Annotated in this window: 23 protein-coding genes and 1 tRNA gene; 10 read left to right on the top strand and 14 right to left on the bottom strand. The window is 67.4% G+C overall.

Going from position 1 to position 25,310, the window contains the following annotated elements; translation table 11 throughout:
* The first annotated feature begins 5 nt into the window (after positions 1 to 5).
* The 5 genes from ACNFIA_RS01820 (at position 6) to ACNFIA_RS01800 (ending at position 5,900) form a co-directional block, all read left to right on the top strand.
* Positions 6 to 1,109: a flagellar basal body P-ring protein FlgI gene (locus tag ACNFIA_RS01820; protein WP_416782666.1), complete on the top strand. Its 1,104-nt coding sequence runs from the start codon at positions 6 to 8 to the stop codon at positions 1,107 to 1,109.
* 265 nt (positions 1,110 to 1,374) lie between these two features.
* Positions 1,375 to 2,415, top strand: coding sequence for a lytic transglycosylase domain-containing protein (locus ACNFIA_RS01815; protein WP_416782665.1), 1,041 nt, complete (start codon positions 1,375 to 1,377; stop codon positions 2,413 to 2,415).
* A complete protein-coding gene (gene flgK, locus ACNFIA_RS01810) occupies positions 2,412 to 3,779 on the top strand; it encodes a flagellar hook-associated protein FlgK (protein ID WP_416782664.1) in 1,368 nt (455 codons plus the stop codon). Before ACNFIA_RS01815 ends, flgK begins: the two co-directional genes overlap by 4 nt.
* Before the next feature lie 17 nt (positions 3,780 to 3,796).
* Positions 3,797 to 4,711 carry a flagellar hook-associated protein FlgL gene (gene flgL, locus ACNFIA_RS01805; protein WP_259758573.1) on the top strand — a complete coding sequence of 305 codons (915 nt, stop codon included), beginning with the start codon at positions 3,797 to 3,799 and terminating at the stop codon, positions 4,709 to 4,711.
* A gap of 142 nt (positions 4,712 to 4,853) precedes the next feature.
* The gene (locus ACNFIA_RS01800) at positions 4,854 to 5,900 is read left to right on the top strand and encodes a hypothetical protein (RefSeq protein WP_416782663.1); all 1,047 of its coding nucleotides are present in this window, start codon (positions 4,854 to 4,856) and stop codon (positions 5,898 to 5,900) included.
* A 250-nt stretch (positions 5,901 to 6,150) separates the two neighbouring features.
* Here ACNFIA_RS01800 and mdtI read toward each other — a convergent pair whose 3' ends face one another.
* On the bottom strand, positions 6,151 to 6,480 hold the full coding sequence (gene mdtI, locus ACNFIA_RS01795; RefSeq protein ID WP_017521322.1) for a multidrug/spermidine efflux SMR transporter subunit MdtI: 330 nt from the start codon (positions 6,478 to 6,480) through the stop codon (positions 6,151 to 6,153).
* On the bottom strand, positions 6,474 to 6,845 hold the full coding sequence (locus ACNFIA_RS01790; RefSeq protein WP_259758575.1) for an SMR family transporter: 372 nt from the start codon (positions 6,843 to 6,845) through the stop codon (positions 6,474 to 6,476). Before ACNFIA_RS01790 ends, mdtI begins: the two co-directional genes overlap by 7 nt.
* 473 nt (positions 6,846 to 7,318) lie before the next feature.
* Here ACNFIA_RS01790 and ACNFIA_RS01785 point away from each other — a divergent pair, with 473 nt between their 5' ends.
* The gene (locus ACNFIA_RS01785) at positions 7,319 to 8,956 is read left to right on the top strand and encodes a SulP family inorganic anion transporter (protein ID WP_416782662.1); all 1,638 of its coding nucleotides are present in this window, start codon (positions 7,319 to 7,321) and stop codon (positions 8,954 to 8,956) included.
* 350 nt (positions 8,957 to 9,306) lie between these two features.
* Here the strand turns inward: ACNFIA_RS01785 and ACNFIA_RS01780 are convergent, their stop codons facing one another.
* The 7 genes from ACNFIA_RS01780 to ACNFIA_RS01750 form a co-directional block, all read right to left on the bottom strand.
* Positions 9,307 to 10,101 carry an ABC transporter ATP-binding protein gene (locus tag ACNFIA_RS01780; protein WP_259759518.1) on the bottom strand — a complete coding sequence of 265 codons (795 nt, stop codon included), beginning with the start codon at positions 10,099 to 10,101 and terminating at the stop codon, positions 9,307 to 9,309.
* Between the two features lie 26 nt (positions 10,102 to 10,127).
* Complete coding sequence (locus ACNFIA_RS01775; RefSeq protein WP_259758578.1) at positions 10,128 to 10,889, bottom strand: ABC transporter permease; 762 nt, start codon at positions 10,887 to 10,889, stop codon at positions 10,128 to 10,130.
* On the bottom strand, positions 10,886 to 11,644 hold the full coding sequence (locus ACNFIA_RS01770; RefSeq protein ID WP_416782661.1) for an ABC transporter permease: 759 nt from the start codon (positions 11,642 to 11,644) through the stop codon (positions 10,886 to 10,888). Before ACNFIA_RS01770 ends, ACNFIA_RS01775 begins: the two co-directional genes overlap by 4 nt.
* A 3-nt stretch (positions 11,645 to 11,647) precedes the next feature.
* Positions 11,648 to 12,859: an MFS transporter gene (locus ACNFIA_RS01765; protein WP_416782660.1), complete on the bottom strand. Its 1,212-nt coding sequence runs from the start codon at positions 12,857 to 12,859 to the stop codon at positions 11,648 to 11,650.
* Entirely contained in the window at positions 12,846 to 13,901 is a 1,056-nt protein-coding gene (locus tag ACNFIA_RS01760) for an ABC transporter substrate-binding protein (protein WP_259758581.1), read from the bottom strand. The genes ACNFIA_RS01765 and ACNFIA_RS01760 overlap by 14 nt, the downstream gene beginning before the upstream one ends.
* A gap of 86 nt (positions 13,902 to 13,987) precedes the next feature.
* Positions 13,988 to 15,043 (bottom strand): ABC transporter substrate-binding protein, encoded by a 1,056-nt coding sequence (locus tag ACNFIA_RS01755; protein ID WP_259758582.1) that lies wholly within the window; start codon positions 15,041 to 15,043, stop codon positions 13,988 to 13,990.
* A gap of 17 nt (positions 15,044 to 15,060) precedes the next feature.
* Positions 15,061 to 16,215, bottom strand: a complete 1,155-nt coding sequence (locus ACNFIA_RS01750) for an LLM class flavin-dependent oxidoreductase (RefSeq protein ID WP_416782659.1) — start codon at positions 16,213 to 16,215, stop codon at positions 15,061 to 15,063.
* A 339-nt stretch (positions 16,216 to 16,554) separates the two neighbouring features.
* On the opposite strand from ACNFIA_RS01750, the gene ACNFIA_RS01745 reads away from it, so the two are divergent.
* Complete coding sequence (locus ACNFIA_RS01745) at positions 16,555 to 17,286, top strand: class II aldolase/adducin family protein (RefSeq protein WP_259758584.1); 732 nt, start codon at positions 16,555 to 16,557, stop codon at positions 17,284 to 17,286.
* Between the two features lie 490 nt (positions 17,287 to 17,776).
* On the opposite strand, the gene ACNFIA_RS01740 is transcribed toward ACNFIA_RS01745, so the two are convergent.
* Both ACNFIA_RS01740 and ACNFIA_RS01735 read right to left on the bottom strand, forming a co-directional pair.
* Complete coding sequence (locus ACNFIA_RS01740) at positions 17,777 to 18,853, bottom strand: ABC transporter substrate-binding protein (RefSeq protein ID WP_416782658.1); 1,077 nt, start codon at positions 18,851 to 18,853, stop codon at positions 17,777 to 17,779.
* 14 nt (positions 18,854 to 18,867) lie between these two features.
* Positions 18,868 to 21,084: a TonB-dependent receptor gene (locus tag ACNFIA_RS01735; RefSeq protein WP_416782657.1), complete on the bottom strand. Its 2,217-nt coding sequence runs from the start codon at positions 21,082 to 21,084 to the stop codon at positions 18,868 to 18,870.
* 368 nt (positions 21,085 to 21,452) lie between these two features.
* Here ACNFIA_RS01735 and ACNFIA_RS01730 point away from each other — a divergent pair, with 368 nt between their 5' ends.
* Positions 21,453 to 22,190 (top strand): metallophosphoesterase, encoded by a 738-nt coding sequence (locus ACNFIA_RS01730; RefSeq protein ID WP_416782656.1) that lies wholly within the window; start codon positions 21,453 to 21,455, stop codon positions 22,188 to 22,190.
* 16 nt (positions 22,191 to 22,206) lie between these two features.
* Here ACNFIA_RS01730 and ACNFIA_RS01725 read toward each other — a convergent pair whose 3' ends face one another.
* Positions 22,207 to 22,641 (bottom strand): CBS domain-containing protein, encoded by a 435-nt coding sequence (locus ACNFIA_RS01725; RefSeq protein WP_416782655.1) that lies wholly within the window; start codon positions 22,639 to 22,641, stop codon positions 22,207 to 22,209.
* A 176-nt stretch (positions 22,642 to 22,817) separates the two neighbouring features.
* Here ACNFIA_RS01725 and ACNFIA_RS01720 point away from each other — a divergent pair, with 176 nt between their 5' ends.
* Entirely contained in the window at positions 22,818 to 23,003 is a 186-nt protein-coding gene (locus ACNFIA_RS01720; protein ID WP_259758605.1) for a hypothetical protein, read from the top strand.
* A gap of 77 nt (positions 23,004 to 23,080) precedes the next feature.
* Positions 23,081 to 23,806 carry a hypothetical protein gene (locus ACNFIA_RS01715; protein ID WP_259758606.1) on the top strand — a complete coding sequence of 242 codons (726 nt, stop codon included), beginning with the start codon at positions 23,081 to 23,083 and terminating at the stop codon, positions 23,804 to 23,806.
* A 23-nt stretch (positions 23,807 to 23,829) separates the two neighbouring features.
* Here the strand turns inward: ACNFIA_RS01715 and ACNFIA_RS01710 are convergent, their stop codons facing one another.
* Both ACNFIA_RS01710 and ACNFIA_RS01705 read right to left on the bottom strand, forming a co-directional pair.
* Entirely contained in the window at positions 23,830 to 24,423 is a 594-nt protein-coding gene (locus ACNFIA_RS01710; RefSeq protein WP_416782654.1) for a hypothetical protein, read from the bottom strand.
* 204 nt (positions 24,424 to 24,627) lie between these two features.
* Positions 24,628 to 24,704 (bottom strand) — tRNA-Arg (locus ACNFIA_RS01705).
* Positions 24,705 to 25,310: the final 606 nt, after the last annotated feature.

The following is a 25,310-nucleotide window of genomic DNA, read 5'->3' as shown; positions in this document are numbered from 1 at the left end:
CGCTTATGTGTAGAACCCTTGCCCGCCTGCTGGCGACCCTCTGCCTGTTCTGGCAGGCCGAGGCGCTGGCCATCCCGCTGCTGGACCTGGTCGACATCGAAGGCGTGCGCGAGAACCAGCTGATCGGCTACGGCCTGGTCGTCGGCCTCGACGGCACCGGCGACAAGAACCAGGTGAAGTTCACCAACCAGTCGGTGGCCAACATGCTCAAGCAGTTCGGCGTGAACCTGCCGCCGAACGTCGACCCGAAGCTGAAGAACGTCGCCGCCGTGAGCGTCACCGCCAGCGTGCCGCCCTCTTACAGCGCCGGGCAGACCATCGACGTGACCGTGTCCTCGCTGGGCGATGCCAAGAGCCTGCGCGGCGGCCTGCTGTTGATGACCCCGCTGCAGGGCGTGGACGGCGAGGTCTATGCGCTGGCCCAGGGCAACCTGGTGGTCGGCGGCCTGCATGCCCAGGGGCAGAGTGGTTCCAGCGTGTCGATCAACAGCGCCAACAGCGGCCTGATTCCCAATGGCGCGACCATCGAGCGGATGATCCCCAGCGACTTCGCCCAGCGCCCGGACGTGATGCTCAACGTGCGCAAACCGAGCTTCCAGACCGCCACCCAGGTGATGAACGCGGTGAACGAACGCTTCGGCTCCGGCACCGCCACCGCGCTGGACGGCACCAAGGTGTCCGTGCGCGCGCCGGTCAGCCTGGCCCAGCGCACCAGCTTCATGGCCATGCTCGAAGGCATGGAGGTGCAGGAAGGCCGCACGCGGCCCAAGGTGGTATTCAACAGCCGCACCGGCACCGTGGTGGTCGGCCAGGGCGTGCGCGTGAAGGCGGCCGCCGTGGCCCACGGCACGCTCACCGTGACCATCAGCGAGAACCCCCAGGTCAGCCAGCCCGGCCCGTTCTCCAATGGCACCACGGCCGTCACGCCGCAGTCGGACGTCTCGGTCAGCCAGGACAAGAAGCCGATGTTCAAGTGGCCGGAGGGCACCAGCCTGGAAAGCATCATCAACACAGTGAACAGCCTGGGCGCGACCCCGGACGACGTGATGAGCATCCTCCAGGCGCTGGAGCAGGCGGGCGCATTGAACGCCGAGCTGGTGGTGATCTAATGGGGCTGATGCTCTTTCGCCGAGAGTCGCGTTGCCGCGTCAAATCACGCCAGGCTAGACGCGGGGCGACGGCAATGGTCGCTCCCTTGCCTAGCCCCGCAACGACGCATGGCGTGATTTGCCGCGCAACCCGGAGGGACGGGCCGCATTTTGCGCAGCGCGTCGTTACTCATCGTTCATTTGGAATGACCAAACCACACGATTCGCGCCTAGCCCTGCGCAAAATGCGGCGCCGTCGCGACCGCGTCGAAAGAGCATCAGCCCCATGAGCATCACTTCGCTCAATCGCCCCATCGTCCCCACCGGCCAGCCCGGCGAAGCGCCCGAGCAGGTCCGCCGCGAGCAGTTGCAGGCCGCCTCCGAGCAGTTCGAGGCGATGTTCCTGCAGCAGATCCTCAAGCAGATGCGCAAGGCCGGCGACGTGCTCTCCGCCGGCAGCCCGCTGCGCAGCCGCGACCTCGACACGATGCGCGACTTCTACGACGAGGCGCTGGCCGAGCACCTGGCCTCGCGCAAGCAGACCGGCATCGCCGACCTGCTGGTGCGCCAGCTCTCGGCTGAGCCGACCGACACCACCGCGCCGGTGGCGCTGGCCGACGGCGGCGAGGCCCTGCGCCGGCCTTCCGTCTCCAGCCGCAACCCGCTGGTGGACACCTGGCAGCGCGGCGTCGAGCGCCTCTCCCACGCCTGGCAGCAGGGCACGGCGGGCTTCCGCACCTTGGTGGACAGCGTGATCGGCCAGGAATCCGGCGGCAACGCCGCCGCCGTTTCGCCCAAGGGCGCGCGCGGCCTGATGCAGCTGATGCCCGACACCGCCCGCGAAGTGGCCGGCGAGCTCGGCCTGCCCTACGACGAGCAGCGCCTGACCAGCGACCCGGCCTACAACAAGGCCCTGGGCAGCGCCTACCTGGGCAAGCTGCTCGACCGCTACGACGGCCAGCACGTGCTCGCCCTGGCCGCGTACAACGCCGGCCCCGGCAAGGTGGACGAGTGGCTGAAGAGCAACGGCGACCCGCGCAACGGGCAGATCGGCATGGCCGACTGGGTGCGCAGCATTCCCTATGACGAAACCCGCGACTACACCCTCGGCGTGCTGCGCCGCGTGCGCGAGGCCCAGGCGCCGGCGCGCATCCCCGGCAGCGGCCTGTCGCCCGAGAGTGGTCTGAAGCACGCCCCCCAGGACGGATTTAAGCGTCACGCCGATTCCGTCGCCTATCAGGGACAACAGCCCGAATTTGTTTCCCGACCGGCCTCGGCGGCGTTTGCCCAGCCGATTCGCCTCGAGTCGAAGGAGAGTGCCTCTTGAGTATGTTGAGCCAGATCGGTTACAGCGGCCTGCGCGCGGCGCAGATCGCCCTGGCCACCTCCGGCCAGAACGTCGCCAACGCCAACACCCCCGGCTTCAGCCGGCTGAGCCCGGTGCTCGCCTCGCTGGCTGGCGACGGCGGCCTGAACGTGGGCGGCGGCGTGGTGGTGACCAGCATCCGCCGCATGGCCAACGACTTCCAGAACCAGCAGCTGTGGCGTGCCACCACCGAGCAGAGCTACTACGACAGCGGCCAGCAGTATCTCTCCGCACTGGAAGGCCTGATGAGCGGTGACGGTTCGAGCATCAGCGTCGGCCTGGACAACTTCTTCGCCGCCCTCAGCGAGGCCACCGCGACCCCCGGTTCGGTCGCCCTGCGCCAGCAGATCATCAACGAGACGAAGAACCTCGCCCAGCGCTTCAACGGCCTGTCCGGCAACATCGACAGCCAGCTGCGCGCCCTGCAGGAGCAGCGTGGCTCCATGGTCGGCGAGATCAACGGGCTCACCGCCAACCTCGCCGCGCTGAACAAGCAGATCGTCGAGGTCGGCTCCTCCGGCGGCGACACCACCGCGCTGCGCGACCACCGCGAAAGCCTGGTGCAGGACCTCTCCAAGTACGCCTCGATCCGCGTCAACGAAGTGGCCGACGGCTCGCTCACGGTGTCCCTGGCCAACGGCCAGCCGCTGGTGGCCGGCAACTCCGCCGGGCAACTGGCGATCAGCCGCACCGCCAGCGGCGAGCAGGAAATCGCCCTGACCTTCGCCGGCACCAGCTTCCCGCTCGCCCAGGACGGCATGGGCGGCTCCCTCGGCGCGCTGTACGACACCGAGTACGACACCCTGCGGCCGAACCAGACCGCCCTGCACGAGATGGCCGGGCAGTTCGCGCAGATGGTCAACGACACCCTGGCGGGCGGTTTCGACCTGAACGGCAATGCCGGCCAGGCGCTGCTGGCCTACAACGCCGGCAGCACCACGGCGATGCTCAGCGTGAACGACCTCAAGCCCGAGGAACTGGCGCTGTCGGACACTGCGGGCGAGTCCGGCAACAACGTGAACCTGCTGGCGCTGCTCGATCTCAAGGGCCAGTCGATCACCCTCTCCGGCAGCCAGGTGACGCTCAACGACGCCTTCGCCGGCCTGCTCGGCAAGGTCGCCAGCGCCAGCCGGCAGAACCAGGCCGACCAGAAGACCGCCACCACCGTGGCCTCCCAGGCGCAGGCCCAGCGCGACAGCGTGAGCGCGGTGAGCCTGGACGAGGAGGCGGTCAACCTGATCACCTACCAGCAGGCCTACCAGGCCAACATGAAAGTCATCAGCACCGCCAAGGAGCTGTTCGACTCGATGCTCGCGGCCTTCTAAGGACAGAGGACAGCACCATGCGCATTACCAACGCACAGATCACCGCGCTGATGAGCGGCTCGATGAACAGCAACTCGACGGCGCTGGGCAAGCTCATGCAGCAGATGTCCAGCGGCCAGCGCATCCTCCAGCCCTCCGACGACCCCATCGCCAGCGTGCGCATGCTGCGCATCCAGCGCGAGGAAGCGAGCCTTGCGCAGTACCGCACCAACATCGGCAACGTGTCGGGCAACCTGTCGACCCAGGAAACCAACCTGCAGGCCACCTCCGACGCCATGCTCAACGTGCGCGACCTGCTGCTCTGGGCGGCCAACGGCTCCAACACCGGCGGCGACCTCAACGCCATGGCCGGGGAACTGGAGAACATCGAGAAGACCGTGGTGAGCTTCGTCAACGTGCGTGACGAGGAAGGCCGCTACCTGTTCTCCGGCACCCTGAGCGACACCGCCGCGGTGACCTACGAACCGCTGACCGACACCTATGTCGCCACCGGCAACGACAAGTCGCGTCAGGCTGCCGTGGCCAACGGCGTGCAGGTGGAGGAAAACGTCACCGCGCTGGGCGTGTTCGGCAGCAACATGGACTTCCTCAACCAGCTCCACGCCACCGTGAAGATGCTCAAGGACCCGGCGCTGGACGTCACCGACCCGGCGGTCCACGCGCAGATCGCCGCGACCATCGACAGCCTCGACAGCGCCCACGACGGCGTGCTCGGCGCCATCACCGAACTGGGCGGCCGGCAGAACACCCTGACCATGCTCAATTCGAGCAACGAGGAGGTGTCGCTGGTGAACCAGAAGATCAACGGCGAACTGTCGCAGCTGGACTACGCCGGCGCGAGCATCGACCTGAACACCTACCAGCTGGCGCTGCAGGCCACGCAGAAGACCTACCTGAAGCTCAACGACCTGTCGCTGTTCAGCCGCCTGTAAGTTTCTCCGTAGGGGAGCCGGGCCGCGCCGCAAGGAGGTCTGGACGCCAATCGGCGGCGCTCCGCCCGCATCCCCTACGTTTTATCCCGCCTCCGCCCGGCCCCCTGCGCCGGGCGGAAGCACATCCGGTGCAGAGGTCACCATGAAGGTCATCAAGCAACTGCCGGCCGCCGCCGTCTTCGATCCCAGCGCCCGCCGCGACGTCATCCTGCCCTCCACCGGCGAGCGCCAGAACGCCCTGCGCAAGGGCGAGGAGAAGGGTGAGAACGCGGCGCAGATGGCACGCGGCGCGCAGAAGAGCGGCAGCTTCAACCTGCAGCTCAACCAGCAGTTGTCCTCCATGCAGTCGGCCGACAGCTATCTGGGGGACCTGCAGGACCGCCTCGGCGGCCTCAAGCTCAACCTCAGCCGCGAGCTGAGCGCGCCGCAGTCCCAGGACCGCGAGGGCGTGCGCCAGGCGATCCGCCAGGTCAACGAACTGCTGGAGCAGCGCGCCCAGCGCTCGGACGGCAGCCTCGACGCCAACTTCCGCCTGCGCCTGAACGAGCCGGTGCGCAGCCGTTTCAGCCTGGAGGGCCTGGAGTCGGTGGAAGCCATCCAGCGGTCGGGCAAGGAAACCCTGCTGTTCAGCGCCGGCCGCCAGCTCGCCGAGCCGGCCGCGGTCGTGCTGGACGATGGCATGAGCACCGAGCAGGTGCTGCGCCGCTTCAACGCCACGCTGGGCCAGGCGGGCATTCGCGCCGAACTCGATAGCGATGGCGCGCTGAAGTTCTCCGCGCCCGAGGCCGACTGGCAGCAGCTCAAGGGGCAACTGGCGGTGCAGGGCGAGGGCAAGCTGTTCGCCAAGGGCAAGAACACCCGGCTGAAAAGCCAGGAGGACGGCCTGCTGGCGTTCCCCACCGAGATCAAGAGCGACGCCTTCCGCGAGCAGCGCCAGTTGCTCGATTCGGTAGTCTCCGCGCTGGACCGCATCGGCGGCCTGCGCGACCAGTTGCGCCACCGCCAGGACGACATCCGCGACTTCCTCGACCGCCACGCCAGCGAGGACGAGCGCGAGTGGGCGCACCACTTCGCCGCCTCCATGCTCGACCGCATGGGCCGCAGCGCCACGCACTACAGCGCGGCGGCGCAGACGGTAGTGGCCCAGGCCAACCTGAGCCGCTTCGCGGTGGTGAGCCTGCTGGCCTGAGCTGCATCGGCGCAAAGACCGTTCGCGAGCAAGCTCGCTCCTACGAAGAGCGCAGCACGAGCGAGCGGGCGCCATTGTTCTTGCTCGCATGCCGCACGGCACCCATTTTCCAGGCAAATGGAAGGAACGTAGGGCTCATAACGCAGCCGCAGCATCAGATCCGCCAAGGCGCGAACCGCACGGCACCCAATCCCCAGGCGCAAAAAAAGGCGGAGCCCAGCTCCGCCTTTTTCGTTTCGGATCGCAGTGATCACGCCAGCTTCAGCAGCCCCATGCCCAGCACCAGCATCGCCAGGCCGACCCAGCCGCGCCACACCAGGCGCTGGCCGAACAGGGCCCAGCCCATGGCGACGGTGGCGAGGATGCCGAAGCCGCCCCAGATGGCGTAGGCCACCGACAGTTCGATGCCACGTACCGCCTGCGCCAGCGCGGTGAACGCGCCCAGCACGCAGAGGATCGAGGCTACGCCGATCAGGCGCTTGCGGAAGCCGTCGGAATACTTGAGCAGCAGGTTGGCAATCACTTCCAGGACGATGGCCAGGCCCAGCCAGGCCATCGGAATCAGGTCATGGTTCAGCATGTCACGGCCTCCCCTTTCAGGGAGCGGCGCGCGTCACGCCGGCCGGTACGGGTGCCGGACTTCACCAGCAGGATGCCGGCGATCATCACGGCCAGGCCCAGGGCCTTGTCCAGGCTCAGCTGCTCGCCGAGGAACAAGGCGCTGACCAGGGTGATCAGCACGATGCCGATGCCTTCCCACAGGGCGTAGGCCACACCGACCGGCACGCGCTTGATGGCCAGCGAGAGGAAGTAGTACGACAGGCCGATCATCACGTACATCAGCAGCAGCCCGGCGACCGGGAACAGCGCATGGGTGAATTTCATCGAGGTGGTGCCAACGACTTCGAAGCCGATGGCGGCTAACAGGTAGATCCAGGAACGCATGGTGAAGCCCTCCCACGGGCAGCCGCGCGCAGTCTCGCTAAGAGCATCCTTGCGGCGGTTTTCGGTTCGGGTTCGGCGGCGCTGACTCGGGCGGCAATCACCCTTGAAGGGTTGCCGCGCTTGGCGCCACCAGAAGGTGGTGGCCGAAGGGAGGAGCTACAGATCGCCGGTCCAGTGACGCTCGCGCGAAACCAGGCGGGAAGTGGGGAGAGGTAACGCCTTGATGTTCAACATAATGAACACATTGTGCCCATTTTTCGCTCCGCTGGCAAATCGAAGGGGTCGATTTCAGGCATGAACGCCCAGGGAAAGGCATCTTGAAACAGCGCGGGAAGCTGCGCGCCATCAGGGTTGTGCAATATTCTGTTCACCCTGTTTCGCCTGCGACAGCGCGCCACAGCCATGACGTGCGCCGGGTTGCAGCAAGCCCCTTCCTGCTAGCATCCTGGCTCCACATCCTGTCGGAGACCGCGATGATCGCCCTGCGAGAAGCCTGGAAGGCCGGACTGTTCGGTCGCGAGCACTGGACGCGCAACCTGGTGGCCGGTGTCATCGTCGGCGTGGTCGCGCTGCCGCTGGCCATGGCCTTCGCCATCGCCAGCGGGGTCAAGCCGGAGCAGGGCATCTACACGGCGATCTTCGCCGGCGTGCTGGTCTCGCTGCTGGGCGGCAGCCGCGTGCAGATCGCCGGACCCACCGGCGCCTTCATCGTCATCCTCGCGGGCGTGACCGCCCGGTACGGCGTGGACGGGCTGCAGATCGCCACGCTGATGGCCGGCGCGATTCTCGTGCTGCTGGGCGTGAGCCGCCTGGGCAGCATCATCCGCTTCATCCCCGCGCCGGTGATCGTTGGCTTCACCGCCGGGATCGGCGTGATCATCTGGGTCGGCCAGTGGAAGGACTTCTTCGGCCTGCCGACGGTGACCGGCGAGCACTTCCACCAGAAGCTCTGGCACCTGCTGCAGGCGCTGCCGCAGCTGCACCTGGCGACCACCCTGCTGGCGCTGCTGAGCCTCGCGCTGGTGCTGTCGACCCCGCGCATCGCCGCGCTGCGCCGGGTGCCCGGCCCGTTGGTGGCGATGGTGGTGGTGACCGCCATCCAGTCGCTGTTCCATTTCGACGGCGTGGCCACCATCGGCAGCGCCTTCGGCGGCATTCCCCAGGGCCTGCCCAGCTTCAGCCTGCCGGAGGTGACGCTGCCGCGCGTGCTGGAACTGATCGGCCCGGCCTTCGCCATCGCCATGCTTGGCGCCATCGAGTCGCTGCTGTCGGCGGTCGTCGCCGACGGCATGGCCGGCACCCGCCACGACTCCAACCAGGAGCTGATCGGCCAGGGCATCGCCAACCTAGTCACTCCGCTGTTCGGCGGCTTCGCCGCCACTGGTGCCATCGCCCGCACCGCCACCAACATCCGCAACGGCGGCAACAGCCCGCTGGCCGGCGTGACCCACGCCGCGACCCTGGTGCTGATCCTGCTGTTCCTCGCGCCGCTGGCGTCGAACATCCCACTCTGCGCGCTGGCGGCGATCCTCTTCGTGGTGGCCTGGAACATGAGCGAGGCGCGGCACTTCCTGTTCATGCTCAAGCGCGCGCCGCGTGCCGATGTCGCCATCCTGCTGGTGACCTTCCTGCTCACCGTGTTCAGCGACCTGGTGATCGCGGTGAACATCGGCGTGATCCTCGCCATGCTGCACTTCCTGCGGCGCATGGCGTCCTCGGTGGAAGTGCACGCCGACGAGGGCCCGGAGCTGGACGTGGAACTGCGCGGCCGCGGCCTGGGCGAGCTGCCGCCCGGTGTATTGGTCTACAGCATCGAGGGGCCGCTGTTCTTCGGCGCCGCGGAAACCTTCGAACGCGCCCTGGCCACGACCCACACCGACCCGCAGGTGCTGATCATCCGCCTGCGCCACGTGCCGTTCATGGACATCACCGGCCTGCAGACCCTGCAGGAAGTGATGGAGCAATTGCAGCGCCGCGGCATCGAGGTGCGCCTGTGCGAGGCCAACGCGCGGGTGCTCGGCAAGCTGCGCAAGGCGGGGGTGCTGGGGGATATCGGGGCGGGGTACCACGCCGACTTTTCGGCGGCGTTGGGGGCGGGTTTGGCGCAGTAACGGGAGAGTTGGGTGCGTTGGTTGGGGCACCCTCTCCCTAACCCTCTCCCTGAAGGGAGAGGGGACTGAGTGGCAGCAAGCGAAACTCCGGACGTTTCGGCAACGCTGAACTGCTCCCTCTCCCTTCGGAGCGGGGCGCGTAGCCAGGGCGGGGGAGAGGGCAACCCCCGCGTCGGACTAACAGACGACGTAGGAGCGGACTCCGTCCGCGATAGCTCCGCAACGCGCCACAACCCAATCGCGGACGGAGTCCGCTCCTACACAATCAAAAGCCCCTCGCCTCAACCCTCTCCCGCAAGCGAGAGAGGGACATCATGGCTGCGGAACAACGGCCCGCTCCTACCCAAGGTTCACCCCTGCATCAGCTCCGCCAGCAGTTCATCCTTCAATTTCGCCAGCAGCGCGTGGCCACGCTCGCGCGGGTGCGGCAGGTCCACGCGCACCTCATGGCGAATCCGCCCCGGGCGCGCGTCCATGACGACCACCCGGTCGCCCAGGTACAGCGCCTCTTCCACGTCGTGGGTGACCATGATCATGGTGCTGCGCTGCTGCACCCAGATGCGCTGCAACTCATGCTGCAGGCGGACGCGGGTGAGGGCGTCGAGGGCGCCGAAGGGTTCGTCCAGCAGCAGTACCTTGGGCCGCGTGATCAGCGCGCGGGCGATGGCGGCGCGCTGGGCCATGCCGCCGGAGAGCTGGTGCGGGTAGGCCTGCTCGAAGCCGGTCAGGCCCACCAGCTCCAGGTGGTCGGCGACCAGCTCGCGCTTCTCGGCGCGGCTGAGCTTCTGCTGCTTCAACGCCAGGGCGACGTTTTCTTCCACGGTCTTCCAGGGGAACAGGCGGTGGTCCTGGAACACGATGCCGCGCTCCAGGCTGGTGCCGGTGACCGCCTTGCCGTCGAGCAGGATGCGCCCGCTGTAGTCGTTCTCCAGGCCGACGATCAGCCGCAGCAGCGAAGATTTGCCGCAGCCGCTGGCGCCGACGATGCTGACGAACTCGCCGGGGCGCACCGCCAGGTCGATGTTCTCCAGCACCGGCAGGCTGCGCCCGTCGATGGAGTAGGCCTTGCTCAGGCCCTGGATGGCCAGCGCGCCGGGTTGCGCCTGCTGGGCCGGCAGGATGGCGGGGTCGAGGATCGCGTTCATGGTCTGGGCACTCATAGCGAATGGTTTCAGCGCAGGTTGCGCCAGCGCAGCAGGTGGCGCGCGGCGCGGGCGAACAGCTGGTTCATGGCGTAGCCGAGCAGGCCGATGCTGAGCACGCCGATCACCACGATCTCCATGCGCGAGCCGGTCTCGGCGTTCATCATCAGGTTGCCCAGGCCCATGCCGGTGGAGAGGAACAGCTCGCAGCCCACCGAGCTGACCCAGGCGAAGGCCAGCGCGTGCAGCACGCCATTGCTCAGGCTGGGCAGCGCGCCGGGCAGCAGTACGTCGCGGAACTGCTGCCAGGGGCCGAAGGCATACAGGCGGCCGACCTCGCGGTAGCGCTTCTCCACGTCGCGGAAGCCCTCGAAGGCGTTCAGCGTCATCGGGTAGAAGGCGGCGAGGCTGACGATCAGCACCTTGGACGGCTCGCCGCTGCCGAACCACAGGGCGATCAGCGGGATCAGGCCGAGGATCGGCACCTGGCGAAGGGTGTGGTAGAGCGGCGCGAACAGCCGCTCCAGGGGCCGCGACAGCGCCATGCCGGCGCCGAGGGCGAAGCCGGCGAGCACGCCCAGCAGCAGGCCCAGGCAGGTGCGTTGCAGGCTGGCGGCGACGCTCAGCCACAGCTCGCCGGTGTCGATCAGTTCGAGGAAGCCGGCGCCGATGCGCTCCAGCGGCACGAAGGCGTAGGCCGCGCTGGCGCCCTGTTGCGACTGCCAGTGCCAGGCGGCGATCAGCAGCGCCGGCAACACCAGCCCGCGCAGCTTTCGAAGGTGATGGATCATGGCGTCGGTCTCCAGCGCAGCAGGCGCTTCTCCAGCAGGCGGAAGGCGAAGTCGAGGATGAAGCCGATGGCCCCGGTGACGACCACGCCGACCATGACGATGTCGATGCGCAGCATCTGCCGGCTCAGCTCGATCATCTGCCCCAGGCCGCTGTCGGCGGCGAGCAGTTCGGCGGCCACCAGTACCATCCACGCGCGGCTCAGGCTGATGCGCAGGCCGGTGACGATGGGCGGCGCGGCGGCGGGGAAGGCGACGTCGCGCAGCAGGCTCCAGAGCGGCAGGCGGTACACGCTGGCGACTTCGAAGTAGCTGCGCGGGATGCCCTTGACGCCTTCGCTGGCGGCGAGCGCCACGGGGAAGAAGGCCGCCTTGGTGACGATCAGGACCTTGAAGGTTTCTTCGACGCCGAAGAACAGGATGAACATCGGGATCAGCGCGATCGACGGCACCTGGCGCAGGGTGTGGAACAGCGGCGCGCAGTAGGCGTCCACGGTTTTCGACAGGGCCATGGCGGTGCCCAGCAGCAACCCGCCGACAGCGCCGATGGAGAAGCCGACGGCCAGGCGCGACAGGCTGTTGACCACGTGTTCGCGCAGCTCGCCGCTGGCCAGCAGGTCGCGGAAGCTGGCCCAGACCTCCGTCGGCGGCACCAGCAGTTGCGGCGGGAACCAGCCGGCGCGGGCGGCGACGAACCAGGCCAGCAGCAGGAGCAGCGGCGAGGCGAACCAGCTCAGGCGATCGAGTGTTCTGTTCATGGCTCAGCCCTCCTGGCCGAGCAGTGGCCCGGCGTTCTGACGGCGCAGCTTGCGTTGCCAGCAGAACAGCGCGGCCAGCAGCACCAGGGGAATCCAGCAGAGGAACAGGTTGCCCAGCCCGACGAGGTGGCTGATCGCCCCGCCCAGCAAGGCGCCGGAAAAGCTGCCGGACATGGAGGCGAGGTTGAACAGCCCGGAAATCTTGCTCTTGTCCATGGCGTGCTCGCCCAGCTGGGCCATGTTCACCAGGTGGATGAGCGCCGCCGCCGCGCTGAGCAGCACGCCGCCCAGCGCCAGCAGCCAGTAGTCGCGGGCGATTCCAAGCAGCAGCAGGGCGGCCAGCGCCGCCGTGAGGCTGCCGATGTAGGCCAGGCGCCGGCCGCTGCGTTCGATCAGGTAGCCGAAGCCGAACAGGCCGAGCACCGAGGCCAGGCCCTGGATCATCACCAGGCTGACGGCCTGGCCCTGGGAGAGGCCGACGACCTCCATCGCCAGCAGCAGGATGAAGGTGCCGAACAGCGCGCTGGTTGCGGCGCTGAGCAATTCGATCAGGCAGCTCTCGGCGATCTCGACGTTGGCCAGCATGGCGCCGACCTGCTGCAGTAGACCGCCGGTGGCGGCAGCGACGGGCACATCGTCGCTGGGCGCCTCGCCTTCCCAGAAGCCGAGGCTGTAGAAGGCCATCAGGCCGAAGCACAGGCCGATGGCGGCAAAGCCCCAGGTGAAGCTCGCCGCGCCGCTCAGCCAGTTGCCCAGCAGCGGGCCGAGCAGGCCCATGCCCAGGGTCAGCGAGCCGCGGTACCAGCCGGCCTTGTCGTTGCCGATGCGCTTGAGCTGGCGCAGGAAGGCGCTGTTCATGGCGACGATGCGGAAGGGGATGCACAGGCCGATCAGCAGCCGCGCGAAGGCCAGCCACAGCCAGCCGCCGAACAGCGGGATGGCCAGGTTCAGCAGCATCGGCCCCAGGCTGGCGAGGAAGTACACCCGGCGCGCGCCGAAGCGGGCGATGACGAAACCGGCGGGCAGGGTGAGGATCACCATGCCCAGAGCCTCCATGGCCGAGATGATGCCGATCTGCATGGCGTTGGCGCCGATGCTGATGGCGTAGAGCGTGGTGACGATCTTCGCCATGCCGATGGTGGCGCCGCTGAACGCCGCCAGCAGCATGAAGTTGAGCAGGAAGGCGGCGGGCCGCGCCGGGCTAGATGGCGACATCGATCTTCCCCAGCAGGGCTTCCAGCGGGCGCGGGTCGATCCAGTCGTCGACGCTGAAGTCGGCGCCGATGAAGTCCCAGCGCTGCAGGAACGCGGTGAGGTCGCGCAGGGCGTTGACCGAGCGCTCCGCCAGGTTGGTCTGCAGGCGCAGGTGGGCGTCCTCGCCGTAGGCGCTGGCGACCCAGAACTCGCTGGTGTTCAGCTCGCGGGCGAGGAAGCGGCGGGTTTCGTCCGGGTGCGCCCAGGCCCATTGTTCGGCGCGCAGCACGGTGTCGAGCACCAGCACGGCGGCATCGAAGTGTTCGTCCAGCAGTTGCTGGTCGACGGTCAGGGTGCGCGGCGTGCCGATGTTCGAGCGCACCAGCGGCTCGGGGTGGGAGCCGACGTCCAGCACCACGTGCAGGCCGAACTCATGGGCCAGCTGCAGGCCATGGGCGCCCTTGAGGAAGATGGCGTCGATGTCGCCGCGCAGCAGGCCGATCAGCTCGTTGTTGCGCTGCACCACGCGGTTGCCCTTGAGTGCCACCTGGGCGCCGAACACGTGGCGCACCGGGTCGTCGCTGTAGGTGCCGCCGTAGGGGTAGTCCACCAGCTCGACGTCGCGCACCTCCAGGCCTTCCAGGCGCAGGGCGTTCTCCAGGCCGCGCAGCGACTGGGCGCGGGTGAAGTCGATCTGCACGTTGGCCCATTTCGGCAGGCCGAAGCGCCGGTGGCGCAGGTCGCGGATGCTGCGCACGCCGCTGTCCGGCGCGCTGACGATGAGCTGCACCTCGTCGCTCCACGACAGCCCGACCACCCGCGTGCGCGCGCCGCTGGCACGGGCCCAGATGGCCGGGATGTTGCCGCCGTGGCGGACGGAATAGGGCAGGTGATGGTCGAAGTGCGCCTCGCGCACCTCGCGTTCGGACGACTCGCGCAGCGACTGGATGCGCGTGCCGAACGGGCGGAAGGCCTGGGCCAGGCGCCCGGATTCGACGGCGATGCCGAGGCCCGTGGGGACGGGGCTGTGGGTGTACCAGAGGGTTTCCAGCGGTGTGCTCATGGGTGTCCGTCAGGAGATGAAAGCCCCCGCGCCGTCGCGCGGGAGCCCAGGTCTGAAAACAGAGGGAATCGCCCTCGTGACGTTGATCAGCCGGTCTTTTGCGCCAGGCGGCTGCGCAGCGCTTCCTGCGGGTTCGGGTCGATCCACTGGCGCACGTCGAAGCGTGCCGGGATGAAGTTCCAGCGATGCAGGAAGTCGGTGAAGTCCTGCAGGGCGAGGATCGAACCTTCGTCCAGGTTGGTGCGCAGGCGCAGGTGGGCGTCCTCGCCATAGGCGGTGGCGACCCAGAACTCGCTGCTGTTGGTTTCCCGCGCCAGGTAGCGGCGGGTGTCGTCCGGGTGCTGGTGTGCCCAGTCCTCGGCACGCAGCACCGAGGCGAGGATCGCGGTGGCGGCGTCGGGGTGCTGCTGCAGCAGGTTGAGGTCGACGCTGAGGGTGCGCGGCGTTCCGTTGTTGGCGCGGATCAGCGGCTCGGGATGCGCGCCGGTGTCGATCACCGTGTGCAGGCCGAACTGGTGCGCCAGCTGCACGGCGTGGGCACCCTTGAGGAAGATCGCGTCCACGTCGCCACGCAGCAGGCCGACCAGCTCGGGGTTCTGCCCGCCGCGACGGCGGCCGCCGTGACCGGTGATGCCGACGATGTTGCCCGGCGCCTCGTCGCTGAAGGTGCCCTTCAGGCCGAAGTCCACCAGCTCGACGTCACGCACTTCCAGGCCTTCCAGGCGCAGGGCGTTCTCCAGACCGCGGATGGCCTGGGCGCGGGTGAAGTCGATCTGCGCGGCGCTCCAGTCCGGCAGGCCGAAGCGCCGGCCCTTGAGGTCGCGAACGGTGCGGATGCCGCTCTGTTCGGTGGTCAGGATCAGTTGCGCCTCGTCGGCCCAGGACAGGCCGATCACTCGGGTTTCGCGGCCGCTGGCGCGGGCCCAGATGGCCGGGATGTTGCCGCCGTGGCGTACCGAATTCTGCAGCGTGTGGTCGAAGTGCGACTCGCGCACCGCCTGGTCGGCGGATTCGCGCAGCGACTTGATCTGGGTGCCCTGCTCGGCCAGGGCTTCTTCCAGCCAGCCTTTCTGCACGGCGATGCCGAGGCCGGTGGGCACCGGGCAGCGGGTGTACCAGAGGGTATCGAGGGGACGGGACATGTTCAGCTCCTTGTGGCTCAGGCGCGGGCCTTGAGTTCGTGGATGTCGGCGCGTTCGCCCTGCACCAGCGGCAGGACTTCCTGGCCGATGCGCAGGGCTTCTTCCAGGTGCGGGTTGCCGGCCAGGATGAAGGTGGAGAAGCCGGCGTCGCGGTATTCGGCCAGTCGCTCGGCGACGTTCTCGTGGCTGCCCACCAGGCCGATGGTCGGCCCCGGCTTGGCCTTGCCGAAGCCGGCCCAGAGGTTGGGGCCGATGATCAGGTCGTCGAAGCGCTCGACGTTCTGGTGGTAGGCGGTCTGCCGCGCGGCACCGACCGAATCCGAGCCGGTGGCGAAGTTCTTGATGAACGCGCTGGTGCGCGCGTCGATGCGCTCGTACTGGCGGCGCAGCTCGCTCCAGGCGGCTTCTTCGGTCTCGCGGGCGAACAGGTCGATGCGGATGCCGAAGCGGATCTCGCGGCCCTGCTTGTCGGCCAGCTCGCGCACCCGCTCCAGGTGCGGCTTGAGCTTGTCGATGGGCTCGGCCCAGTTCAGGTAGACGTCGGCGTGTTTCGCCGCGACGTCCAGCGCCGGGTCCGAGAACCCGGAGAAGTACACGCCCGGCTTGCGCACGTTGCGCAGCGCGATGGGCAGCGAGCCGTTCTCCAGCTGGTAGATCTCGCCCTGGTAGGAGAACTGCTCGTTCTTCCACAGGCCGTCGATGATGTCGAGGAACTCGCCAGTGCGCTGGTAGCGCTTGTCGTGTTCGAGGAAGTCGCCATTGGCGCGCTGGCCGGCCGGGTTGCCGCCGGTGATGATGTTCCACTCCAGGCGGTCGCGGGACAGGTGCTGGAGGATAGCGGCCTGCTGCGCGGCATAGGCCGGCAGGGTCCAGGCGGCCTGGAAGGCGATCAGGAACTTGATCCGGCGGGTCTCGCGGGCCAGCGCCGCGGCGGCGATCCACGGCTCCGGCCCGGTGGGCAGCAGCGCGCCCTCGAAACCGGCGATCTCGGCGGCCTTGGCCACCTGGGCGATGTAGTCGATGTAGGTGAAGCCGTCCGGCTCGCCGTTGGGCAGGCGGCCCGGGGCGATGTTGCCGGGGCGCCAGAGGTGGCTGCCGCGGTTGTTCTTGTCCGAGGCGAGATAGGGACCGTCGCTGCCCAGCGGCAGTCGCCAGAAGAATTCGGTGCTCATGGCTGTGCTCCTTTGCTTTGCGGGGGCAGCGTCGTGCTGCTCGTGCAAGGTCTTGAGCAAGGGCTGTGCCCAAAGGCTGCAAGCCAGGCGGGGCGTGGCTTGCAGGGCGGTGTGCTGCTGTGGCAGCAGGGCGTTTGTCTGTACAGCAGCAGTGGGTCAGCAGGGGATGCTGGGCGCGCAGCAATTTCGCCGCTTCAGCCGGGGTTGAAGGGCTTCTGGTGCCTGTTCTTCCTGGCAACTTATTGATTCGATGGAATATTTTTTAGTGGCACAAGTCCTGCTCAGTCAGTGGAACACCGCCATGCGGTTCATCCATCCCCGACTGCCAGGAGGCATTCCATGTCCACCCTCGACCCGCAACTCGCCCGTCAGCTCGAACAGGTCCGCCGCGACTTCGCCAAGGCCTTCCGCGTACTCAAGGAAAGCCGCACCCTCACCGCCACCAACACCTACCAGGCCTACGTGCGCGTGCCGGACAGCGACAAGGTGATTGCCGTCCACGCGCCCAGCCCCTGGGCGGACGACCAGGAAATCCGCGCCGTGATCGCCACCTGGGACGGCGAGGTGATCCTCGACGAAAGTATCCCCGGCGCGACGCCGCTCAGCGGCCGTGGCGCGGGCGGCAACGGCAAGCGCTACGCGCCGATCTTCCAGGCGCGCCCGGAGGTGAACGTGGTGATCCACGTGCACACGCCCTACCTGGGCGGCTGGGCCAGCGCCCACCGCGTGCTGCCGATCCGCTACGCCGCCTCCCAGCGCGTGACCCTGGCCCGTGAGCTGCCGATCTACATCGACCGCCGCCAGCCCGAGCCGCTGTTCATCCTCGACCGCCTCGCCGAAAACGCGAACACCCCCGCCATCCTCGAAGCCAACGGTGGCGCGACCTTCTGGGGCGAGGACCTGATCAAGGCGTCCAAGCTGATCCTGCTGATCGAGGAAGGCGCCTACTTCCAGGGCCTCGCCGAAAGCCTCGGCGGCTCCCAGGAATTCGGCCCCGGCGTGCTGGAACAGCAATGGAAGATGACCGGCCTGTGGGAGCAGGGGCAGAAGCTGCTGGAAGCGGCGGCCTGAGTTTCGTCCCGGCATGAAAAAGCCCTCTTGCGAGGGCTTTTTTGTGGGCGGAGGTGTGTTTTTCGTGACATCGGGGGAGCGCCTGGTGTTGGTTCGCGAGCATGGCTCGCTCCTACAGGTTCATGCGAAGGCTCCCTGTAGGAGCGGGCCATGCCCGCGATCGCGTGCCGTCGGGTCGCCGCTGTCGTACCTGTTGATGTAGGAGCGGACCTTGTCCGCGAAATCCCCGAAGGTCGTATCTCGGCGGGCAGGTGTACGCCGATGCGGTGCTCACCGTCGCCGGCCCTGCCGGCGGTTCGCGAGCGTGGCTCGCTCCTACAGTTACATGCGGAGGCTTGCTGTAGGAGCGGGCCATGCCCGCGATCGCGTGCCGACAGGCCGGCGCTGTCGTACCTGGTGGCGTAGGAGCGGACTTCGTCCGCGATGTGTAACAGGCCAGCTCCGAGTAGCCGGCAATCCATCGCGGACGAAGTCCGCTCCTACGCTTCGGTCAGGGTTTTGCGGCGACCGAGGGCCCGGTGCTGCGCTGCCAGAAGCTTTCCAGCTGCAGGTTCTTCAAGCCCTGCTCGACGAACTTCGGCTCCAGCAGGTCGTCCACCTTCACCTCGTTGCGGATCAGTTTCGCCTTCAGGCTGTAGGCGATGCCGTCGGTGTAGTGCTGGCGCAGGGCGTCGTCGTAGAGCGGGGAGAAATGCGCCGACCACGGCTCGCCGGCCACCTCGCGCTGCAACACGCTCAGCGGTACGCCGGAGCGGCTCTGGGCGTCCTGGTAGGCCGCCTGGTTGGCGTCCTGGGAGACCCACCACGCGGCCTTCAGGTAGGCATCCACCACCAGTTGGGTGAGATCGGGATGGTCTTTCACGAAGTCCTTCGCGCCCCAGACCTCAGCGCGCATCTTCCAGTCCGCCGGGGCCTCTTTGCTCGACCAGATGATGCGCCCGACCTGCTTGTCTTCCAGCAGGAAGGCATCGCTGAGGGTGAAGAACGCATCCACCCGCCCGGCGCTCAGCGCGGCGGCGCCGGCCTGGGGGTTGAGGTTGAAGATGCGGAAGTCCTCGAAGCCCAGGTGGTTGGCTTCCAGCAGCTTGGCGAACGACAGCTCCCACGGCCGGCCGCGGTGCAGTGCGATGCGCTTGCCCTTGAGGTCGGCGATGGATTTCGCCGTGGAGCCCGGCGGCACCACGAGGTAGACGTTGTTGCCGATGCCGCCGGGGACGATCAGCTGGGTCTGTACGCCCGAGGCGTTGGCGATGATCGACGGCAGGTCGCCGTAGAAGGCGAAGTCGATGCGCTTGTTGGCGAACTCCTCGTTGACGAAGGTGCCCACCGAGGCGGTGGCGGCGGGCACCCATTCCAGCTTGATATTGCGCTGGGCCAGCTGCTGTTCCAGCCACTTGTCACGGTCGATCACGTAGGCCGGGCCGTTGAAGGTGATTTGCCCGGCGTTGGCGTAGGCCACGGTGGCGATGCGCAGGGTGGTGGGCTGCTCGGCGGCCAGTGCATGGCTGGCGAGCAGCGCGGCAGCGGCCGGCAACAGCCGGCGCAGCGCGCGATGCAGACGGTTCATGGACATTACCTCGCTCAGAAGTCGGTGGTGACCGAGACGCCGAAGGTGCGCGGGTCGCCGAACATGACGGCAGCGGTCTGGTAGCCGGTGGGCAGGGTGTGGTTGCGGTATTCCTTGTCGGTGAGGTTGTTCACGTAGGCGGTGACGCGCGTGGTCTCGCCCGGCAGTTCGTAGGTCACCCGCGCGTTGCCCAGGGTGTAGCCGCCGGTGCGCATGTTCTGGCTCTGGTCGTTGGTGAAGAAGTACTGGCGGCTGCGGGTGTTCCAGTCGGTGCCCAGCACCACGGCGCCGCCGACGTTGAGCGGGATGCGGTAGTCGGCGCCGATCACCGCCGAGACGTTCGGCGCGCGGACGAAGTGGTTGCCGGAGTAGTCGTTCGGGCCGGAGGTGTAGTCGGTGAACTCGGTGTGCAGCAGGCCCAGGCCGAAGTTCACGTGCAGGTTCTGCACCGGGATGGCTTCGAGTTCGAACTCGGCGCCGTAGGCCTCACCCTGGGCACCGTTGGCCAGGCGCGAGACGGTCTGGTTGTTCACCGCGGTGACGATGTTGAGCTGGATGTCCTCGTAGTCGTAGTAGAAGAGGCTGGCGTCGGCGTTCAGGCGGCCGTCGAACCATTCCGACTTCAGGCCCAGCTCGTAGGAGGTGAGGTATTCCGGGTCGACCTTGGCGACGGTGGCCTGGCTGGTGACGCCGGCGTTGTAGCCGCCGGAGCGGAAGCCGCGGGCGTAGCGGAAGTAGGCGCGGGCGTTATCGGAAATCCGGTACTCGGGCGTCAGGTCCCAGCTGTAGTCGCTCCAGGTGTTGCTCTCGTCCTGGGTGGCGTTGACGATCAGCGGGGATTCGACGTTGCCCGGCTGCCACCAGTTGCCGTCGCCGAACCGCGCGGCGCCGCGGTTGACCAGGCGCTGCAGGTCGATGTCCTTGGTTTCGCGGGTCCAGCGCAGGCCGGCGGTGAGGCTGAAGTCCTCGGTGAAGTTGTAGGTGGTGCTGCCGAAGATGGCGTAGCTCTCGGTCTGCTGGTCGTAGCTGACGTTGTTGTAGTAGCTGGGGATGTAGGGGTTGGTCAGCGCCGCGTTGGCGTTCTTCGATTCCAGGTCTTCGTTGAAGTAGTGGAAGCCCAGCACCCAGTTCAGCCGGTCGGTGCGCGGCGAGGCCAGGCGCAGTTCCTGCGACCATTGCTGGCTGTCGGCGTAGCTGTAGCTGCGTTGCAGTTCCAGCGGGGTGTTGTCGCTGTCGGTCCAGCCGTCGCGGGTGAAGTGCTCGAAGGCGGTGATGGAGGTCAGCTCCAGCTCGCCCAGTTGCCAGACGAGGTTGAGGTTGCTGCCGGCCTGGTCGATCTCGGCCTGGTACTTGGCGTTGAAGTTGGCCTTGCCCAGTTCCGGGTCGATGGAATAGCCGAACTGGTTGGTGCCGTCCGGGCGGGTGCCGTAGCTGACGGTGTTGTAGCTGGCGGTGTCGTGGTAATGGCGGGCGTGGACGTTGAGGTTGGCGTCCAGGTTGTCGTTCACCCGCGCGGCCAGCTGCAGGCGCACGGCGTCGTCTTCCAGCGCGCCCTGGTCGTCGCCGTCGTGGATGTTCTCGGTGTAGCCGTCGCGGCCCTGGTGGTGGAAGGACAGGCGCCCGGCCAGCTTGTCGTCCACCAGCGCGTCGCTCACCGCGCCTTCGACGATGCGGTTGGCGTAGTTGCCCAGGTCCACCTTGAAGTAGCCCTCGGGGCTGAAGGTCGGCTTGCGCGAGATGAAGTTGATCGCGCCACCGGTGGTGTTCTTGCCCCACAGGGTGCCCTGCGGGCCGCGCAGTACCTCCACGCGCTCCTGGTCGAACAGCGGGAAGCCGGTGGCGCTGATGTTGGCGATGTACACGTCGTCGACATAGATGCCGATCGGGCTGACCGTGTTGGCGCCCTGGTCGCCGGTGCCCAGGCCGCGAATCCACCAGCGCGGGCGGCCATGGCCGTCGGTGGTGCCGGCGGAGGCGTTGGGGGTGTAGCGGGTGACTTCGCTGGCCGATTGCAGGGAGGCGTCGCGGATCTTTTCGCCGCTCAGCACGGTAATCGGCGCCGGTACTTCCTGTACCGACTCTTCGCGCTTCTGCGCGGTGACCACCACCTTGCCGAGGGTCGGCGCGGCGCTGGTCTCTTCAGTGTTCGGGGTGTCGCCATCGGCGGCATGGACATTGAGGCTGGCGAGGCTCGCCAGGATGGCGAGGGAAAGGGTGGTGCGTTTGAACATGGTGTCCCCAGGGGGCGGCGAAAGGACGGCTGGCTCTGTGGTGCTCGGTCGTCGCCGCAAGGCATGAAGCTGTTATTGCGTTGCTCTTGTACTGGCTCACGCGTGATGAAGGCCGGAAGGCTTGTGGGGAACATCGCAAACTCCGTACCGCTTTCCAGGCAGAAGTTAAGCAGCTGATATCAAAGGATTTTTATGAGCGGCTGCGGACGCTGTGCTGCTGGGGAAGCAGTCCATGCTGGCCCGTCGCTGCCTGGGCAGCAGCGAGTCAGCAGGCCTTGGTGCTTTCGTCGCCATGCCGCTGGAACGCAATGTGCTGCTGTTAAACAGGCAGCTGTTAAGCTGTGTCCTCGAACGACTCGGAGTTGGCAATGAACACGCTTCTGCCGGAGCAACCCCTGCAACGCTTCCCGCGCAATCGGCGCGGCCGCGATTTCGTGGTGGGGGATGTGCACGGCCATTTCGAACTGCTGCAGCGCCTGCTCGATCGGGTCGGGTTCGACGCCGGCGCCGACCGCCTGTTCGCCGCCGGCGACCTGGTGGATCGCGGCCCCTATTCACCGCAGGTGCTGGACTGGCTGGCCAAGCCCTGGTTCGCCTCGGTGCGCGGCAATCACGAGCAACTGGTGATCGACGTGGTGCTGGCCGGCGATGACCGCGACCTGCACTTCCGCAATGGCGGCACCTGGCTGTACAAGCTCACCCCGGTCACCCGCGAGCGCATCGCCCGGCGCCTGCAGCAGCTGCCGCTGGTGATCGAGGTCGAGCTGGGCGAGGGCCGTCGCGTCGGCATCGTGCACGCCGAGGCGCCGGTCTCGCCGGCGTTTCCCGATTGGGACAGCGGTGTCGCTGCGCTGGCCGGCGAACTGGGCGAAACCGCCCGGCGCACTGCCGTTGGCCTGGCCATGTGGGCGCGCACGCGGATCGAGAAGGAAGACGCCTCGGTCATTGCCGGACTGGAGCGCCTGTACGTCGGCCATACCGCCCAGAGCGCCGTGCGCCCGCTGGGCAATACCCACTACATCGACACCGGCAGCGGCTACGCCGATGGCTGCCTGAGCCTCGTCGACATGCACAGCGGCGCGGTGGAAACGGCGGCCGTACGCTGATCGGCCGCCGGGGCGATCACTCGCCGCGGATGTACTGTTCCAGTTGCTGAATCAGTTCGGCCTGCTCGGCGATAGCCGCCTTCACCAGGTCGCCGATGGACAGCAGGCCGAGCAGTTCGCCGTTCTCCACCACCGGCAGGTGGCGCAGGTGGCGCTCGGTCATAATGCCCATGCACTTGTCGACGCTCAGGTGGGTGTCCACGGTGATCACCGGGGCGGTCATCACCGCGCTGATCGGCGTGCTCTCCGAGTTGCGCCCCTTGAGCGCCAGGCGCCGGGCGTAATCGCGCTCACTGAAGAAGCCGACCAGACGGTTGGCTTCCACCACCGGCAGGCCGCCGAGGTTCTTCTCGGCCATCAGGCGCAACGCATCGATCACCAGCGCATCCGGGGCGATGGTGTAAACCTGCTGGTCCGCCTTGGCGTTCAACAGCTGAGCCACAGTCTTCATTGCTACCCCCTGTTCGTCGTTCACGGCCCGATGTCCGTGGTCCATAGAGAATCGTGGACGAATCGCGATCCGGCAAGGCCGCAAAGCGGCGTCCGCGCGTCACGCCAGCGTCATCTTCTTCTGGCGCGACTTATACTGTGAATCCCATCCCCGAATCCCCCCACGAAAGACCGGCCATGACTGACGAAGACCTCGACCTCCACGAGCCCGAACACGACCACCTGCTGGACCTCGACGACGACCTCGACGGCCTGCTGGAGGAGGACGCGGCGTTCTTCGAGGACGCGCCGGGCGATCATGACGAAGAGGACGGGGACGCGGAGGAGTACCAGCCCGGCCTCGACGACGACGAGGATTGGTAGAGGGCTGAGCTTCGAACGATATCCGCGTGTCATGATGGGCTGGCAGAATGCCGGCCAGACAATAAAGAGAAAGCACCATGCGCAACGTCACGCTCGCCCTGGCGGTTTCCCTGCTCTGTGGATGCTCCTCGGACGTCCGCCGGGATGACCGCACCGCGCCCATCTCCCTGTACCGCGACACCCGCCATGTGCTGGTGGTGAATTTCCAGCCCGATCCCACGGTGGCAGCCAACCCGCGCTGGGGCGCACTGAAGGCCAGCTGGCGCGAGGCGCTGCGCAGCGAGGCAGGGTCGGCGGACTACCAGCTCAGCGAACAGGACGGCGAGCCGCGTGCCACCGATACCCTGTCCACCCTGGTGGTGATCGAGGTCGGCGCCGGCCACAGCGCCAACAACCGCTCCGGCAACGACGGCGACCAGTGGATCAGCTCCACCGTGCGCTACCACGACGGCCTCACCGGCCAGTTGCTCGCCTCGCGCCGCTATGAAAGCGAGGCCGACGGCGACCTGTTCACCTCCATGGGCTCGTCCGAGGTCAGTGCCGTCTCGGAGCAGATCGTCGAGGAAATCACCGGTGCCCTGCTGGTGGCCCGCCCGTCCCGCAGCCTGCCGGCGCCCAGGCCCACCGGCACACCGGTGCAGCCGCCCGAAGCCGTTCCGCAGCCCGTGTCGCCGACGGCGGCGGAAACCGTCGCCCGCGTGTCCCGCCCGCTGACCCAGGAGCAGCAGCTCATGGAGCTGCAGCGGCGCAACCTGCCGTACGAGGAGTACCGCGACGAGTACCGGCGGATCATGGGGCGCTGAGCGCGCCGTCCCGCCGGCGACGGCTAGAACCAGCCGCCGCCCGACAGCTCCTGCTGGCAGCTCTTGTACTGCGCGCCATACAGCGAGGCGCGGGCCTGGACCTTCTGCGACACCGTCTTCAGCCACGGCTTGGCCTCGTAGCTGCGCTGGCGGTAGCCGCCCCTGCCCTCGTGGTAGTTCAGGTACTGGCCGTAGGCGTCCCACTTGGACACGCGGTTGAGGTTGTAGGTCTTGTTCATGTACCAGCCCATGAAGTCCAGCGCGTCGGCGAAGTCGTCGCGGTCGGCGCCCCAGCCTCCGGCCTCCTTCTTGTAGTCCGCCCAGGTCTCGTCCTTGGCCTGGGCATAGCCATAGGCGGAGCTGACCCGGCCCCAGGGGATGAAGCCGAGGAAGTAATAACGCGGCGGCAGCGCGTCGTGCTTGAACGAGGATTCCTGGTACATCATCGCCATCGGCACCTGGATGGTCCCGCCCCAGCGCTTCTGCATCTTCAACGCCGCCTCGTGCCATTTCGGCTTCTCGCGAAAGATCTCGCAGAGGTTCTCGGGGTTCGCCGGCGGTTTGGTAGCGCACCCGGCAAGGGCCAGGAGCAGGGCTGGCAGCAGGAGCCGAAGCATGGGCGGGTGGTCCTTTTCTCGCGCGATGGGCGAGAGGCTTATACAGGCTCTGATGGCGAAGCGAAATCGTCGGCTGTCGAGGGCGCGCCTCATCCTGCGGTCTGCAGGCGGTAGCGGCTGCTCGCAGAAATGCAAAAGCCCGCTCAAGGCGGGCTTTTCAGGCGGTTTCGCAGACTGCCACACGGCAGCTCGAAACGCAGCAGATGGCGCACCAGGCGGGATTCGAACCCACGACCCCTGCCTTCGGAGGGCAGTACTCTATCCAGCTGAGCTACTGGTGCGTAATGCCGCGGCTGGCGCGGCAGGCGGCAATCATACGCATCTCGCGCGCGGGCGTCCAATGCAGGTACGCTCGTTCATGATATCGAACGAAAACAGCCGCCCGTCGGTAGAAGTCCTCCGAAAACCCGCTGCAACCTGATACCTTCGTTGGTTTTGTCGAACGAGCTATTGCCCTTTGCAGTCGAGGGCCCTAGGATTCGTTTGAGATTTCAAACGCCTCCCCATCACAACAACAGGAGACCGGAGAATTGGCATCACACCAGCCGGCCATCAGCCTGCGGGATGACAGTCTTCCGTTGCACCCACCGCATGTCCCTTGTGACAGGTCTCCGTGCGGCTTCCGTCGATCAGCGTACCGGAAGGTTGTAGGGCAGTCGTACTCCTGGGCCGAGCCCGGGAACCTGTGCGTGAACGAGTTCAACCAGACCGGGCAATGACCCCGGTCTGCGTTTTTTCGTGTCCGCATGCCGAGCGAACTAAGAGCCGTTCGCCTGGCGTCGCCTCCCAGCCGAGGCGCCATTCGTCCCGCACGCCGATACTGACCGGCCGGGTCGAATGAACGGCAGAGACCGCGGTCTCTCCCATCCAGACAACAAGGCAGGCGG

Source organism: Pseudomonas sp. NY15437 (assembly GCF_048068435.1).
In the GTDB taxonomy this organism is placed as follows: Bacteria; Pseudomonadota; Gammaproteobacteria; order Pseudomonadales; family Pseudomonadaceae; genus Pseudomonas; species Pseudomonas nitroreducens_B.
This window is presented reverse-complemented; position numbering and strand designations above follow the sequence as displayed.

Coding starts and splice junctions, on each gene's coding strand:
- ACNFIA_RS01820 (WP_416782666.1), top strand. CDS start 6: ATGTGTAGAACCCTTGCCCGCCTGCTGGCGACCCTCTGCCTGTTCTGG.
- ACNFIA_RS01815 (WP_416782665.1), top strand. CDS start 1,375: ATGAGCATCACTTCGCTCAATCGCCCCATCGTCCCCACCGGCCAGCCC.
- flgL (WP_259758573.1), top strand. CDS start 3,797: ATGCGCATTACCAACGCACAGATCACCGCGCTGATGAGCGGCTCGATG.
- ACNFIA_RS01800 (WP_416782663.1), top strand. CDS start 4,854: ATGAAGGTCATCAAGCAACTGCCGGCCGCCGCCGTCTTCGATCCCAGC.
- mdtI (WP_017521322.1), bottom strand. CDS start 6,480: ATGCTGAACCATGACCTGATTCCGATGGCCTGGCTGGGCCTGGCCATC.
- ACNFIA_RS01790 (WP_259758575.1), bottom strand. CDS start 6,845: ATGCGTTCCTGGATCTACCTGTTAGCCGCCATCGGCTTCGAAGTCGTT.
- ACNFIA_RS01785 (WP_416782662.1), top strand. CDS start 7,319: ATGATCGCCCTGCGAGAAGCCTGGAAGGCCGGACTGTTCGGTCGCGAG.
- ACNFIA_RS01780 (WP_259759518.1), bottom strand. CDS start 10,101: ATGAACGCGATCCTCGACCCCGCCATCCTGCCGGCCCAGCAGGCGCAA.
- ACNFIA_RS01775 (WP_259758578.1), bottom strand. CDS start 10,889: ATGATCCATCACCTTCGAAAGCTGCGCGGGCTGGTGTTGCCGGCGCTG.
- ACNFIA_RS01770 (WP_416782661.1), bottom strand. CDS start 11,644: ATGAACAGAACACTCGATCGCCTGAGCTGGTTCGCCTCGCCGCTGCTC.
- ACNFIA_RS01765 (WP_416782660.1), bottom strand. CDS start 12,859: ATGTCGCCATCTAGCCCGGCGCGGCCCGCCGCCTTCCTGCTCAACTTC.
- ACNFIA_RS01760 (WP_259758581.1), bottom strand. CDS start 13,901: ATGAGCACACCGCTGGAAACCCTCTGGTACACCCACAGCCCCGTCCCC.
- ACNFIA_RS01755 (WP_259758582.1), bottom strand. CDS start 15,043: ATGTCCCGTCCCCTCGATACCCTCTGGTACACCCGCTGCCCGGTGCCC.
- ACNFIA_RS01750 (WP_416782659.1), bottom strand. CDS start 16,215: ATGAGCACCGAATTCTTCTGGCGACTGCCGCTGGGCAGCGACGGTCCC.
- ACNFIA_RS01745 (WP_259758584.1), top strand. CDS start 16,555: ATGTCCACCCTCGACCCGCAACTCGCCCGTCAGCTCGAACAGGTCCGC.
- ACNFIA_RS01740 (WP_416782658.1), bottom strand. CDS start 18,853: ATGAACCGTCTGCATCGCGCGCTGCGCCGGCTGTTGCCGGCCGCTGCC.
- ACNFIA_RS01735 (WP_416782657.1), bottom strand. CDS start 21,084: ATGTTCAAACGCACCACCCTTTCCCTCGCCATCCTGGCGAGCCTCGCC.
- ACNFIA_RS01730 (WP_416782656.1), top strand. CDS start 21,453: ATGAACACGCTTCTGCCGGAGCAACCCCTGCAACGCTTCCCGCGCAAT.
- ACNFIA_RS01725 (WP_416782655.1), bottom strand. CDS start 22,641: ATGAAGACTGTGGCTCAGCTGTTGAACGCCAAGGCGGACCAGCAGGTT.
- ACNFIA_RS01720 (WP_259758605.1), top strand. CDS start 22,818: ATGACTGACGAAGACCTCGACCTCCACGAGCCCGAACACGACCACCTG.
- ACNFIA_RS01715 (WP_259758606.1), top strand. CDS start 23,081: ATGCGCAACGTCACGCTCGCCCTGGCGGTTTCCCTGCTCTGTGGATGC.
- ACNFIA_RS01710 (WP_416782654.1), bottom strand. CDS start 24,423: ATGCTTCGGCTCCTGCTGCCAGCCCTGCTCCTGGCCCTTGCCGGGTGC.